Annotated in this window: 13 protein-coding genes; 8 read left to right on the plus strand and 5 right to left on the minus strand. The window is 68.8% G+C overall.

All coding sequences use genetic code 11. The annotated features are described in order from the left end of the window. Positions 1-65: 65 nt before the first annotated feature. A complete protein-coding gene (locus IBJ82_RS06010; RefSeq protein WP_194824873.1) occupies positions 66-773 on the minus strand; it encodes a TioE family transcriptional regulator in 708 nt (235 codons plus the stop codon). Positions 774-854: 81 nt separating this feature from the next. On the opposite strand from IBJ82_RS06010, the gene IBJ82_RS06015 reads away from it, so the two are divergent. Further along, on the plus strand, positions 855-2,006 hold the full coding sequence (locus IBJ82_RS06015; protein WP_194824874.1) for an erythromycin esterase family protein: 1,152 nt from the start codon (positions 855-857) through the stop codon (positions 2,004-2,006). On the opposite strand, the gene IBJ82_RS06020 is transcribed toward IBJ82_RS06015, so the two are convergent. The 3 genes from IBJ82_RS06020 to IBJ82_RS06030 all read right to left on the minus strand — a co-directional run bounded on the left by IBJ82_RS06020 (position 1,999) and on the right by IBJ82_RS06030 (position 5,830). After that, positions 1,999-2,835, minus strand: coding sequence for an HAD family hydrolase (locus IBJ82_RS06020; RefSeq protein WP_194824875.1), 837 nt, complete (start codon positions 2,833-2,835; stop codon positions 1,999-2,001). The genes IBJ82_RS06015 and IBJ82_RS06020 overlap by 8 nt on opposite strands. Before the next feature lie 74 nt (positions 2,836-2,909). Then, the gene (locus tag IBJ82_RS06025; RefSeq protein WP_194825206.1) at positions 2,910-4,289 is read right to left on the minus strand and encodes a metallopeptidase TldD-related protein; all 1,380 of its coding nucleotides are present in this window, start codon (positions 4,287-4,289) and stop codon (positions 2,910-2,912) included. A gap of 8 nt (positions 4,290-4,297) precedes the next feature. Continuing rightward, entirely contained in the window at positions 4,298-5,830 is a 1,533-nt protein-coding gene (locus IBJ82_RS06030; protein ID WP_370585165.1) for a TldD/PmbA family protein, read from the minus strand. A 137-nt stretch (positions 5,831-5,967) separates the two neighbouring features. Here IBJ82_RS06030 and IBJ82_RS06035 point away from each other — a divergent pair, with 137 nt between their 5' ends. Continuing rightward, positions 5,968-6,618: a TetR/AcrR family transcriptional regulator gene (locus tag IBJ82_RS06035; protein WP_370585166.1), complete on the plus strand. Its 651-nt coding sequence runs from the start codon at positions 5,968-5,970 to the stop codon at positions 6,616-6,618. Here the strand turns inward: IBJ82_RS06035 and IBJ82_RS06040 are convergent. Further along, positions 6,615-7,382 carry a TSUP family transporter gene (locus IBJ82_RS06040; RefSeq protein ID WP_194824876.1) on the minus strand — a complete coding sequence of 256 codons (768 nt, stop codon included), beginning with the start codon at positions 7,380-7,382 and terminating at the stop codon, positions 6,615-6,617. The two genes, IBJ82_RS06035 and IBJ82_RS06040, sit on opposite strands and share 4 nt — an antisense overlap. A 56-nt stretch (positions 7,383-7,438) precedes the next feature. Here IBJ82_RS06040 and IBJ82_RS06045 point away from each other — a divergent pair, with 56 nt between their 5' ends. The 6 genes from IBJ82_RS06045 (at position 7,439) to lnt (ending at position 13,527) form a co-directional block, all read left to right on the plus strand. Further along, entirely contained in the window at positions 7,439-8,614 is a 1,176-nt protein-coding gene (locus IBJ82_RS06045) for a histidine kinase (protein ID WP_194824877.1), read from the plus strand. A 68-nt stretch (positions 8,615-8,682) separates the two neighbouring features. Further along, on the plus strand, positions 8,683-9,342 hold the full coding sequence (locus IBJ82_RS06050; protein WP_194824878.1) for a response regulator transcription factor: 660 nt from the start codon (positions 8,683-8,685) through the stop codon (positions 9,340-9,342). Positions 9,343-9,414: 72 nt separating this feature from the next. Further along, positions 9,415-9,906: an FxsA family protein gene (locus tag IBJ82_RS06055; RefSeq protein ID WP_194824879.1), complete on the plus strand. Its 492-nt coding sequence runs from the start codon at positions 9,415-9,417 to the stop codon at positions 9,904-9,906. Positions 9,907-9,966: 60 nt separating this feature from the next. Continuing rightward, the gene (locus IBJ82_RS06060) at positions 9,967-10,170 is read left to right on the plus strand and encodes a hypothetical protein (protein ID WP_194824880.1); all 204 of its coding nucleotides are present in this window, start codon (positions 9,967-9,969) and stop codon (positions 10,168-10,170) included. A gap of 70 nt (positions 10,171-10,240) precedes the next feature. Continuing rightward, positions 10,241-11,833, plus strand: a complete 1,593-nt coding sequence (locus IBJ82_RS06065; protein ID WP_194824881.1) for an amidohydrolase family protein — start codon at positions 10,241-10,243, stop codon at positions 11,831-11,833. Between the two features lie 125 nt (positions 11,834-11,958). Then, a complete protein-coding gene (gene lnt / locus IBJ82_RS06070; protein ID WP_194825208.1) occupies positions 11,959-13,527 on the plus strand; it encodes an apolipoprotein N-acyltransferase in 1,569 nt (522 codons plus the stop codon). Positions 13,528-13,730: the final 203 nt, after the last annotated feature.

Here is a 13,730-nt window from a genome sequence, read left to right on the forward strand (position 1 = left end):
GCGGGGACGGTGCGCCCGGACGTCCATCGGGGTCCTCGGCCGCCATCGTCCACGGTCGTTCGAGACTAGCGGCGCAGCACGGCCGAATATCGGCTCAGCGCGGCGGCGGCGTCGAGCATGGCGATGCCCTGGGCGGTGAGTCCGGTTTGCCAGTCGGCGAGGGCTTTCGCCAATGCTTCGGTGCTGCCCGCGGCGCGGATCTGCCCGATGACGGTGGCGATGTGGTCGAGGCGGTAGTGGCCGCGGCGCAGGATGTGCGCCAGTTCGGCATCGCGGAGGTCGGTGGGGCCGTAGCGGCGGTACCCGGTGGTCGGATCGCGGTCGGGGGAGAGGATGGCCGCCGCTTCCCAGGCTCGGAGGGTGGCCGGGGTGACCCGGAGATGGTGGGCGAGCTCGCCGATGGTTCTGGTGCCCGCTGAATGTGTTGTGTCAGAGCTCGATTCGGCGATCAGGTGGTCGACGGCTCGATGTACCGAGGTGAGGGTCTCGCGGTCTCGCAGGAGTCGGCTGTGCCCGCGGTCGATGATCGTGAGGGCATTGTCGAGGTCGTCCTCGTGTAGTGCGCGCATGATGTCGCCCGCGGTCGCGTGGCCGTAGGCGGGGATCAGGGTGAGGTAGGTGCGCAGCGCTGTCGCGTGCAGCTCGGTGTAGATCCGATAGCCGGTGGGGGTGCGCTCGGCAGGCGGGAGGCAGCCGTCCTGTTCGTAGTTGCGGACGGCCTGGGTCGAGATCGCGTGCTCGCGGGCTAGGTCGGACGGTCGTAGGGTTCTCACTGTTTTGAGACTTTACGACAGAGCGCGCGAATAATGCCTGATCAAGTCTCAACCGTTCTTTCAACGATACGATTGATAGATATGAGTCAGAAAATCAGCGACTTCGTCCGCCCGTCCTGTGAACTGCTTGCGCTCGGGGAACCGACGCACAAGGAACCCGGCTTCGCGTCGGTCCGCAACGAACTGTTCGTCGAGTTGGTGGCCGATGGGTTCCGATCGATCGCACTGGAAACAGATCGGGTTGCCGCACTCGCCGTGGACGAGTTCGTTCGAGGTGGCCACGGCGCCTTCGACGAGGTGATGCGGACAGGCTTCTCGCACGAATTCGGCGAACTCACCGGCAACCGGGAACTGGTCGCTTGGCTGCGCGACCACAACGCGGGTCGGTCGGCCGAAGATCAGGTCGGCTTCTACGGATTCGACGCCGCGATGGAAACGATGAGTGCGCCCAGCCCTCGGACCTACCTCGAATTCGCCCGCGACTACCTGGAAATCGACTTCGACATCAGCGGGCCTGCCGGCAGCGACGAGCGATGGAGCCGCGCCGAAGCGGTCCTGGACGCGAATGTCTCGCCCGGTACCACCCCCGAGGCCGAGCGGTTGCGGGTGATCGCCGACGACCTGCTCACCCTTCTCTACACGCGCGCGCCGGAGCGGATCGCGGCTACTTCGCTCGCCGAGTGGCGAAGGGCGGAAGTCCATCTCACCGCTGGACTCGGCTTGCTCCGCTATCACCGGCAGGCGGCTCAGCCGACCGAGGACGGCGTGCGATGGAACAGCCTGGCCGCCTCCCGTGACGCACTCATGGCCCAGAACCTGCTCGACATCCGGTCCATCGAAGCGCGCCGTGGGCCGACCCTGGTGTACTCGCACAACCTGCACCTGCGGCGCAACACCAGCGTCATGGCGATGGGGTCGATGGAGCTCGTCTGGTCCGGTGCGGGGGCGATCGTCGGATCGCTACTGGGAGAGCATTACGGGGTGATCCTCGGCAGTCTGGGACGCAGCGACGGCCTCGAACTCGCCGAACCCGCGCCGGGCACCTTCGAACACACGCTGCAGAACCGCATCGACACATGGGGTCTGCTCCCGGCGGCAGAAATCGGACCCGGACGAACCCGCACCGACGTCACCCGGGAGCAGGGATACTTCCCGCTGGATGCGGACACCGTGGACGTGACGGATGCGATCCTGCACCTCAGCGTCGGTCGGGCGCCGACATCTGTCAGCTAGCCGAGTCGCGCGGTGACGAACCCGCCAATTCCTCCAGGTAGGAGGCGACACCGTCCTCGTCGTTGCTCGGGAGCACCCGGTCGGCCAGGGCGATGACCTCGGGTACCGCGTTGGCCGGAACCAGCGCGGTACCCGCCCAGGTCAGCATGGCGACATCGTTGAGCGCGTCCCCCGCGGCCGCGACCTCCGAGAGGTGGATGCCGTCGAGTGCGCACAATCGGGCAAGCGCGCTGGCCTTCGACACACCCTCCGCCGCCATCTCCATATACGCGGCACCGGAGTGGGTCAGCTCCACTCCGGTGATCCCGACCGCCACCGCCTGCCGGTACAGCTGGGCGCCCGGTAACTCGGGATGACGGGCGACGATCTTCACCATCGCGTCGATGCCCGTCGGCAAGGTGTCCGACAATTCCATCTCGTGCGGGTTCCGGTGATGATCGGTGAACTTGCACAGGGCGGCATAGGCGGGCTCGGCGACGAACCGGGTGGCGCCCACATTGGCAAAGACGACACCGGGAATCAGCGCGCGGATCTGCGCCATCACCGCACCCGCCGCGCCGGTGTCGATCGAGACGGTGTCGATGATCTCCGGTGTGCCGTCGGCGAGGTCGAGCAGCACAGCGCCGTTGGCACACACCGCTTTACCGCGGAAACCGCACGACTGCGCCAACTCGTGCACCGAATGGCGGGCACGCGCCGTCGCCCACACCACCTCGATGCCCGCGGCCTGCGCACCGGCCATGGCCTCGGCGGTGCGCGGCGAGACGGTGCGATCGGAACGCAGCAAGGTGCCGTCGAGGTCGGTGGCGAACATCCGGATACCGGTCACCCGATCATGCTTTCACGCGCCGCGTCGACGACCAGGCCGGGATGACCGATAGGCCCGTTGCGCGCCTGTACCCGCTAGGTGGCCTGGCTGACCGACGACATGTGGAAGTCGGGGATGCGCAGCGGGGGCATGGCGGTGCGGGTGAACCAGTCCTTCCACTCCCGGGGGAGGGTGATCTCGGTGGCGCCCGCCTCCGACACCCGCCGCAGCAGGTCGAGTGGACTTTCGTTGAAGCGGAAGTTGTTGACCGCGCCGGTCACCTGGCCGTCCTCGACGAGGTAGACGCCGTCACGGGTCAATCCCGTGAGCAGCAGCGTGGCGGGATCGACCTCGCGGATGTACCAGAGGCAGGTGAGGAGCAGGCCGCGTTCGGTGCGAGCGATCATGTCGTCCAGCGACGCGTCGCCGCCACCGGTGAGCAGCAGGTTCTCGCCGGGAACCGTTGCGGGGGCGGAGAATTCGGCAGCCGTCGCGCGCGGATAGACCAGCGATTCGATGACGCCGTCGCTGATCCAGTCCACCCGCTGCGCGGACAGGCCGTTGTCGAACACCGACAGCGACTCCGACGACGACGGAGTCGCCACGAACGGCCGGTATTCGAGACCGCTCGCATTCGGGTCGGAGAACAGGGTCAGCGCGATGTCGCCGAGCCGCTCACCGACGCGCGTGCCACCGGCGCGGGAGAACGCGGTGTGTCCTTCGTGCGCGCCACGGCCCTCCATGCTCCACGCCAGATAGATCATCAGATCGGCGACCGACGACGGCGGCAACAGGGTCTCGTAGCGGCCCGCGGGCAGCTCGACGCGGCGCTTGGACCAGTCGAGGTGCCGCGACAGCTCGGCCAGCAGGCCAGGGGTGTCGACGTCGGTGAAGTCGGCGGTGCCGACTCCCACCCACGCGCTCGCCAGATCCTTGCCCTCGCCCCGCTTGCCGTTGATCTCCACCGAACCGGTGGGCTGACTGAACCGTCGGCGGATACCGGTCGAGGTGCCCAGCCAGGTGCTGTGCACTTGGTGGTGGGCGAAACCGTAGAGGCGATCGGTGCCGTCGAATCCGGTGGACAACTCGCGCGCCAACCCGGCGAACACCTCGATCTCGGTGGCGCCGGGCGCCTGATCCCAGGTGGCGGTGTCGTCGTCGGTGGGTTCGAGCAGCGGCATAGCGTCGCGGGCGGGGGCCGCCGTGCGAGCGGCCTGCTCGCTGGCGCGCACCACGGCCTCGATCTCGGTGGGATCGACGCTGGTGGAGCTGATGGAGCCGACCCGCGCGGTGTTCGGGCCGTCACGGAACACCGAGATCACCGCCCAATCCCGCGAGATCGACGAACCATTGGTGGTCATCGAATTGCCGGCCCACCGCAGCGACGCATCGTGCGCGTCGGTGACGATCACGATCGCCTCGTCGGCTTTCGACGCCGCCAGCGCACGCTCGACCACCGCGCCCGCCGGGAACAGACCCTCGTTCACTGACCGCCCTCCGTCCGGGTATTGAGAATGTTGACCCCGCGCACCAGCACCGACGGGCAGCCGTGGCTCACCGCCGCCACCTGACCGGGCTGTGCCTTACCGCAGTTGAACGCGCCACCGAGCTGCCAGGTGCTCGGCCCGCCGATCGCTTCCATCGACCCCCAGAAATCGGTGGTCGTCGCCTGGTAGGCGACATCGCGCAGTTGCCCGTTCAGCTCGCCGTTGCGAATCCGGAAGAATCGCTGACCCGTGAACTGGAAGTTGTAGCGCTGCATATCGATCGACCACGACTTGTCGCCCATGATGTAAATGCCGTCCTGCACCCGCGAGATCAACTCGGCGGTGCTGGTGTCACGTTCGGGATCGGGCTGCAACGACACGTTCGCCATCCGCTGGATCGGAACATGGTGCGGCGAATCGGCATACGAGCAACCGTTGGAGCGGTCGAGGCCCAGACGCGGGGCGAACACGCGGTCGAGCTGGTAGCCGACCAGGACGCCGTCACGCACCAGATCCCACTGCTGGCCCGCCACACCCTCGTCGTCGTAACCGACGGTGCTCAAGCCGTTGACCTGGGTGCGGTCACCGGTGACATGCATGATCGGCGTGCCATACCGCAGCGTGCCGAGCTGATCGGGAGTCGCGAACGAGGTACCCGCATACGCGGATTCGTAGCCGATCGCGCGGTCGTATTCGGTGGCATGGCCGATGGATTCGTGGATCGTCAGCCACAGGTTCGTCGGGTCGATCACCAGATCGGTAGGGCCCGCGACAACGCTGGGCGCCTTCACCTTCTCGGCCAGCCAACCGGGGATCTGTGCGAGTTCGCCTGTCCAGTCCCACGTTCCGTCGGCACCGGTGACGTACTCCCAGCCGCGACCCGCGGGCGCGGCCAGGGTGCGCATCGTCTCGAACACCCCGGACGCGGAATCGACGGTGACCGCGGCCAACTGGGGATGCAGGCGCACCCGCTGCTGGGTGATCGACGAACCCGCGGTGTCGGCGTAGAACGTCTGTTCCTTGACCTGCAAGACCGAGGCGGTGACATGGTCGACACCATCGGCGGCCGAGAGGCGTTCCGAGTAGTCCTGCAGCAGCGCCACTTTGTCGGCCGTCGGCACCGCGAACGGGTCGAGGTCGTAGGCCGAGACCCACGAGACATCGTCATAGCGCGGCTCGTCGGCCAGCTCGACGCGCTCCCGATTCAGCGAACGCAGCGCCCGTGCCACGGTCACCGCGCGGCGCGCGACCTCGGCGGCGATCTCGGGCGTGAGCGCGGCATGGGAGGCGAAACCCCAGGTGCCGTCGACGATCACGCGCACCGCCAGCCCCAGCTCGGTGGCGTCGGTGACGGCTTCGACGCGACCGTCGCGCAACCGAATCGACTGCGACACCAAGCGTTGCACGCGCAGATCGGCATGCTCGGCCCCTGCCGCGCGGGCCGCCGACAGCGCGGCTTCCGCCAGGGTAGCGAGCCCGAGCGCGCGGAACTCCTCATCCACATCTCTGGAAGTCGTGGTATCCCTCACCGCACCTACGCTAACCGGTGCCACCGACACATGTGCGCCGGAACCGCTTCCGGCGCACCGTCATGTCGGTTGTCGTCGTGACGCGCGGACTCCGGTCATCCCGCGAGCGACGCCGATAATGCCGTAGGGTGCCCGCCGTGCCGCCATCTGCCCTGCGCGATCGAAAAAAGGAACGAACCCGTCGTGCGATCCTCGTGGCCGCCGTCGAATTGTTCGAGGCCAGAGGGTACGAGGAAACGACCGTCGCCGAGATCGCGGCCGAGGCCGAGGTCGGCACCCGGACCTTCTTCAACTACTTCGCGAGCAAAGAAGATCTGCTCTTCCCCGAGAGCGACGAACGGGTGCGCGCGGCGGTCGCCGCCATCGCCACGCGTCGGCCCGGTGAGCGGCCGGTGGAGGTGTTGCTGCGGGCCCTGCGCGCCGCGGGTGACAATCCCGGCGAACGCCTCGTCGACGACATCAGTTCGCGGGTGGCCGCGCTGCGGGCGCGGGTCTCGCGCACTGTCCCCTCGGTGAGTGGTCGTGCCGCGCACGCGCAATTGGTCGCGCAGCGGGAGATCGCCCATCAGTTGCACATCGCGTTCCCGCACGAACTCGACGAGGTCGGCGCCGCGGCGCTGGTCGGCGCCGTGGTCGGCGCGGTATCGGGGGCGCTGACCGTGCTGTTCCAACAGCCCCAGCACGGCATCGACGACGGCGAACGCCTGCACCGCAAGATCCACGAGACCACCTCGCGGGTCCTGCAGCCCTGGCTGGCCGCCTCCGCGCCCTCCGAGCCGGTGCGCTAACCGAACTGCTGCCACCCCAAGCGGATCACCATCACCACCACGACGACGAGCAACACGATCCGAACGAACTCGGCGCCCTTGGCCAATGCCATCCGCGAACCGATCAGCGCACCGATGACATTGGCCACCGCCATGCCCGCACCGAGGCCCCACAGGATGTGGCCGGTCGAGCCGAGGAACAGCAGCGCACCCACGTTCGACCCGCAGTTGATCACTTTCGCCATCGCCGCCGCCCGCACGAACTCGGTGCCGAGCAGCGTCGCGAAAGTGATGATCAGAAAGGTGCCGGTGCCCGGTCCGAGCAGCCCGTCGTAGAGGCCGATCAGTCCGGATGCGAGGCCGACGACCAGGATCACCTTGCGGCGCGTCGGCGGATGGGTGGCCATCGTCAGGCCGACCGAGGGGCGCAAGGTCACGAAAACCGCCACGCCGACGAGCACCACCATCACCAGGGGGATGAACAGGTCGCGGTCGATCAGCGAGACCGCCGCCGCGCCGCACGCGGCGGTGATCGCGGCGATCACCGCGCCGGGCAGCAGGATCTTCCACTGCATCGGCACCCTGCGCGCGAAGGTCGCCACCGCGGTCGCGGTACCTGCCAGAGCGGCGAGCTTGTTGGTGCCGAGCGCGGTCTGCGGTGCGATGCCGGGGACGACGAGGAACAGCGTCGGCAGAATGATCAGCCCACCGCCGCCGACCACGGCATCGACCCAGCCCGCCGCCGCGGCGGCGACCAGTAGCACCGTCCAGTCTCCGAGTTGCACGCGTCCAGGCAATCAAGATCACGGCCGGAAAGCCAGCCGGGGCTACGCTGGGCCTCGTGCGCCGGTTCAGCCTGTGGCTACGCGGACGACCCATCGTCGCTGACTCGATTCTCGCGGGGTTGCTCCTGCTGCTCGACGCCCTCGGGGTGGGCGACGAACGCAACAAGGTCGTCTATCTGTTCTTCTCGGTGATTCTGCCGTTGCCGCTGATCCTTCGCCGGGTGTATCCGCGCGCGGTGGCGGCGGCGCTGCTGGTGCTGTCGTTGCTGAACACCCTGATCGGCTACCTGGCCGATGAAAACGCCGCCGACCACGTCGCCTTGATCGGCCTCGGGGTGATGCTCTACACGCTCGTCGCCTATGTCGGCCGGCGTGAGGGGCTCATCTTCCTCGCCTTTCTCACGCTCGACATGGCGTTGTCGGTCTTGCTGCTCGACCAGCCGAGGGGTGGAGATCTGGCGATGGCCGGGCTCATCTACGCGCTGTGCTGGACGCTGGCCGAGTTCAACGGCGCCCGGCACGCGTACGACTCCGAGGTCGCCGCGCGGCTCGCGGTCGCCGATTACGACAAGGAACGTCGCGCGCACGACGCGGTCGCCGCCGAACGCACCCGCATCGCCCGCGAACTCCACGATGTGGTCGCGCACGCGGTGAGCGTCATCATCGTGCAGGCCGACGGCGCCAAATACGCCCTGCGCAAGGACCCCGAAACCGCCGAACGCGCGCTCGCCACCATCGCGGGGACCGGGCGCGAAGCCCTGCGCGAGCTGCGCCGCACCGTCGCGCTGCTGCGCACCGAGCACGCCCCGGAACTGCTGCCCCAACACGGCAGCGCGGGTATCGCGAAGCTGGCCCAGATGATGCGCGAGGCGGGTCTGGCCGTGGACCTGGAACTGACCGGTGAACTCGACGACATCGCTCCCGAGGTGAGCCTCGGCCTGCACCGCATCGTGCAGGAATCGCTCACCAACACCCTGCGGCACGCGGGAACAGAGCCGAAGGCCGTGGTCCGGGTGCACCGGCGCGAGGAGGACATCCTCGTCGAAGTCACCGACAGTGGCGGCGTTCCCGCTCGGGTGAGCCCCGGCGCCGAGATTCCCGGTGCCGGGATGGGGCTGGTCGGGATGCGCGAACGAGTCGCGGTGCTCGGCGGCACCCTGAGCGCGGGCAGGCTCGACGACGGACGCTGGCGGGTGCGGGCCGACCTCCCGCTGCGCACCGAAACGGACTGACCCACGCGCTGCGGCCCTACGCGAAAAACGGAAGAACGCGGCGCGGCTGTGCGCATTAGGGTGAGGCAATGCCGATCAGCGTGCTCGTGGTGGACGATCAGGAACTCATGCGGATGGGCCTGAAAATGGTGCTGGGCGCACACCCCGACATCGAGGTGATCGGCGAAGCGGGCAACGGTGACGAGGCCGTGCGGCGGGCGAGCGAACTGCGCCCCGATGTGGTGCTGATGGACGTGCGGATGCCCGTCGTCGACGGGGTGACCGCCACCGCGCGGATCGTGGCCGCGGGCGAGGGTGTGCGGGTGCTCGTGATGACCACCTTCGACCTCGACGAACACGCTCTCGGTGCCCTGCGCGCCGGTGCGAGCGGATTCCTGCTCAAGGACACCCCACCCGAGGACCTCATCTCGGCCATCCGCAGCGTCGCCGGCGGGGACGCGGTGGTGTCGCCCAAGGTCACCAAGCGCTTGCTGGACCGGCTCGTCGCCGAGGACCCGACGAGTCTGCGCGACCCGAAGATCCTCGACGTCCTCACCGCCCGCGAACGCGAAGTACTCGAACAGATCGCGATCGGCCGCTCGAACGCCGAGATCGCCGCGGCGCTGTTCCTGTCGGAGGCGACGGTGAAGACACATGTCGGCCGGGTGCTCACCAAACTCGGCTTGCGCGACCGGGTGCAGGCGGTGGTGCTGGCCTACGAAACGGGGCTCGTCCGGCCCGGTGGCTGAGCGCGCGGTCCCGCTCGGGAGAAAAATCGGGCGCTCGTGCGTTGACGGGATAGATCGTCCGAAAGGATCGCCATGACCGCCCTGCTGTTCGTCCTCTACCTCGTCGTCGAGATCGCCGCCCTCGTCGGTCTCGCCCAGCTGATCGGCATCGGCTGGGCGCTGGTCGCGCTGGTCGCGGTGTCGGGCGTGGGGTTGGTACTGCTCGCACGGCAGGGCAGGCGGGTGTTCGACCGATTCCGGCGGGCCTCACGCGGCGAGGTGACCGCCGAGAGCGCGGTCGCCGACGGCGTGATCGTCGCCACCGGATCGGTGCTGCTGTTCGTGCCGGGCCTGGTCACCGGACTCGTCGGCCTGCTCGCGCTGTTCCCGCCGACCAGGGCACTGCTGCGACCGGCGCTGGAGAAGCTCGGTACCCGGCGCTTCGGTCCGTTGCCCTCGTTCGCGCCCTCGCCGTATCGCGGGATGGTGGTCGACGCCGACGGCGACGTGGTGGACGGCACCGTGGTCGGTCAGTGGTACGACGACGGTCACACCGCGGGTCCGCGCGCGCTCGGCCCCGCCTGAATTCGAAAAGGCTCCGAGCGACATGCCCGCGCGCGGCGGCGAAGGGTCTACAGTACCGACATGGCCCCCGAGCAGATCACCGTCACGGTGAGCGAGGAACTGGCCGACGCGGTGCGTAGAGCGAGCGCCGCTGCCGGACAGTCGATGTCGGACTTCACCACCGCCGCATGGCGGTTGGAACTGATCGCCGTGGAGGCGGGCGGGCACTGTCCCGCCGGGTTCGGCGACGCCGAAGTGCGCGCCGCGCTGTCGCTGCCGACCTGACCCGCTCGCCGCCCGGCTGAGACTGTCCCTGCCGAGGTGACGATCCGTCGATACGGCAGACTGGGGCATCGTGAGTACCCAGTTGCTGATCGGTGGTCGTTTCTACAGTTCCAGTTCCCCGGACGCGACCGCGATGGCGGTCACCGACGGCACCGTGGTGTGGTTGGGCGCTGAAGCGCCCGGGCGCGCGATGCATCCCGACGCGGAGATCGTCGACCTCGACGGTGCGTTCGTCGCACCCGCGTTCGTCGACCCGCATGTGCACATCACCGCGCTGGGACTGCAGCTGACCGGACTCGACGTGAGTGGCGCCGGATCCCTGGCCGAACTGCTCGAGACGGTCCGCATCCACGCCGCGAATCAGCCGGACGGGGTGATCATCGGCGAGGGTTGGGACGACACCACCTGGCCCGAGCAGCGCCCGCCGACGGTCACCGAACTCGACGAGGCTGCCGGTGCGGGCAGGCTCGTCTACCTGGCGCGCGTCGACGCGCATTCGGCCGTGGCGTCCTCGGCGCTGCTCGACGCGGCAGGCGATCTCGGCGACGGATACCAGCGCGGCGAACTGCTGCGTGCCGACGCCCACCACCGGGTGCGCACGGTCGCCCTCGCGGAACTCACTCGCGCCCAGCGCGATTCGGCGCGCAAGGCCGCTCTGGACGCGGCGGCCGCACACGGCATCGTCGCTGTGCACGAATGCGCGGGGCCCGATATCTCCGGCCGCGACGACATTCGCGAACTGCTCGCGTTCGAACACGGCGTGGCCGTGCGCGCCTACTGGGGTCAAGCCGTGCGGACCGCGGATGAGGCGCGCGCCCTGATCGCCGAGCTCGGGGTGCACGCGCTCGGCGGCGACCTGTTCGTCGACGGTTCGCTCGGCTCACACACCGCGCTGCTGCGTGCGCCCTACGCCGACGCGGCGGGCTGCGGCAAGAGCTTCCTCGACGAAGACACCGTCACCGCGCACATTCACGCGTGCACCGAGGCGGGCATCCAGGCAGGCTTCCACGCCATCGGCGACGCCGCCATGGATACCGTCGTCGCCGGATTCGCCCGTGTCGCAGCCGAACTCGGAGGTCCGGCGATCGCCGCACGCGGGCACCGGGTGGAGCACGCGGAGATGACCGACGCCGCCGCGATCGAACAGCTCGCCGCGCTCGGCGTGATCGCGTCCGTGCAGCCCGGCTTCGACGCCGCCTGGGGCGGCCCCGACGGGATGTACGCGACGCGCCTCGGCGCCGAGCGCGCCGCCGGCCTCAACCCCTTCTCTGCGATGGCGGCGGCGGGCATCTCCCTCGCCATCGGCTCCGACGCACCCGTGACCGCCATGAACCCGTGGGAACAGGTGCGCGCGGCCGTGCATCACCGCACCTCCGGTCACGGACTGTCCCCGCGGGCCGCCTTCGCCGCCGCCACCCGCGGCGCCTGGCGAGCGGGTGGCGTGCGCGACGGCATGGCCGGCACGCTGGTCCCCGGCGCCCCCGCCTCCTACGCGGTCTGGGACGCGGGTGACCTCGTCGTCGCCGCGGCCGCCGATACCGTGCAGCGCTGGTCCACCGACCCCCGCTCCCGGGTCCCCGGCCTCCCACGCCTCGACCCGGGTGCCGAGTTGCCGACCTGCCTGCGCACCGTGCACAACGGCACCACGATCTACACCGCCTGACCCGCCGTCGGCACCCGCGCCAGCAACGAATCACGGAGCAGCACACCATGATCGACCCCGCCACGGCCCATCCCGACGCCACGACGTCCGACGTCGCCGACACGCACAAGGGACAGAGCTACACGATGATGCTGCGGATGCTGGTGGCGACGGCGGGTGGGTTGTTGCTGTTCGGCAGCTTCCCGCCCCGCCCGTTCTGGTTCCTCGCGCCGGTCGCCATCGCCCTGCTCACCGTCGCGGTGCGCGGGCCGGGCACGCTGCGTGGTGGGTTCGGCTACGGGATGCTCGGCGGGCTGGCGTTCTTCGTGCCGCTGCTGCCCTGGACCGGGATCTATGTGGGGCCGGTGCCGTGGCTGGCGCTCTCGACGGTGTGCGCGGTGTACTTCGGACTGTGGGGCGTGCTCGCCCGGTGGTTGAGCGCGCTGCCGGGCTGGCCGGTGTGGCTCGCGCTGGCGTGGACCGCGAGCGAATGGGTCAGGTCGAGTTTCCCGTTCGGTGGATTCCCGTGGGGGCGCGTCGCGTTCGGGCAAGCCGACGGTTGGTATCTGCCGCTGGCCGCCTACGGCGGTGCGCCGCTGGTCGGCTTCGCGGTCGCGTTGACCGGCACCGGCCTGGCCGCCCTTGCCCTGCGCTTGCTCGCCTGGGCGCGCACCCCCGCGCCGCGCGCGAATACCCGCGCCGCGCGCATCGGATTTGCCACCGCCGTGGTGACCGTGGCTATCATGCCCCTGGCCGGAGTGATCCTGCGGCCGACACTGCCCGCCCCGGATGCAGGCACCCGGACGATCACGGTCGCCGCCATCCAGGGCAGCGTGCCGCGGCTCGGGCTCGACTTCAACGCCCAGCGCCGCGCGGTGTTGGACAACCACGTCCGGCGCACCGAGGAGCTGGCCGACGCCGTCAACCGCGGACAGGCCGCACGGCCCGACATCGTGATCTGGCCCGAGAACTCCTCCGATATCGATCCACTGCGCAATGCCGACGCCGCCGCGGAGATCACCGAAGCCTCGGTGAAGATCGGCGCCCCGATCCTGGTCGGCGCAGTCCTGGTGAATGGTGACCGCACGACCACCAACTCGGTGATCGTGTGGAACGGCACGGCCGGCCCGGGGGAGCGGCACGACAAGAAGATCATCCAGCCATTCGGCGAATACCTGCCGATGCGTGGTTTCTTCCGTTTGTTCTCTTCCTATGCCGATCGTGCGGGCTATTTCGTGCCGGGTAACGGTGACGGAACGGTGACAGCCGCTGGTGTTCCGATCGGTGTGGCGACCTGTTACGAGGTCGCTTTCGATCGAGCATTTCGGGAATCTCTCGCCGCGGGCGCTCAACTGCTGACAGTGCCGACCAACAACGCCACGTTCGGTGAGAGCGAGATGACCTATCAGCAACTCGCCATGTCGCGGGTGCGTGCGGTCGAACACGGGCGCGCGCTCGTGGTCGCAGCAACCACCGGAGTCAGCGGGATCATCACTGCTGATGGCGTGCTCAGGCAGCACACCGAGCAGGTCATCCCCGCCGCGCTGGTGGCTCAGCTACCTTTGCGCGACGCGACGACAATCGCTACCCGAGTCGGTGCATGGCCCGAAATGGCGTCCGTTATCCTGACCGCGATCGGCGTCGGGCTGGTGTTTCTTCGACGGCGCGGAGCGAATCCGGCGAAGGCTGTGCGGATTTCGGACAATTCTGAATAAGCGGTTTGTTTCAACCCGGGGGAAGCGGCACGAAGTTGCTGCTGCAGGGGCGTAATCCACAGAGATCAAAATAAATCCATCTCGGTAGCCATCCGGCTGCCGGAGTACTCCGAATCATGGGCGTGGAAAAGCCACGCCCTGGGCCGTCGTGTGCCCGGGCGCTGCTCGGGGAGTTGTGACACAAGGCAGAAACGGAGTGCTTG

It is taken from the genome of Nocardia sp. XZ_19_231 (genome assembly GCF_015355705.1).
Lineage (GTDB): Bacteria > Actinomycetota > Actinomycetes > Mycobacteriales > Mycobacteriaceae > Nocardia > Nocardia salmonicida.

Excerpts from the sequence above, each read along its gene's own strand:
- IBJ82_RS06015 (WP_194824874.1), top strand. The coding sequence starts at position 855 with ATGAGTCAGAAAATCAGCGACTTCGTCCGCCCGTCCTGTGAACTGCTT.
- IBJ82_RS06050 (WP_194824878.1), top strand. The coding sequence starts at position 8,683 with ATGCCGATCAGCGTGCTCGTGGTGGACGATCAGGAACTCATGCGGATG.
- IBJ82_RS06055 (WP_194824879.1), top strand. The coding sequence starts at position 9,415 with ATGACCGCCCTGCTGTTCGTCCTCTACCTCGTCGTCGAGATCGCCGCC.
- IBJ82_RS06060 (WP_194824880.1), top strand. The coding sequence starts at position 9,967 with ATGGCCCCCGAGCAGATCACCGTCACGGTGAGCGAGGAACTGGCCGAC.
- lnt (WP_194825208.1), top strand. The coding sequence starts at position 11,959 with ATGATGCTGCGGATGCTGGTGGCGACGGCGGGTGGGTTGTTGCTGTTC.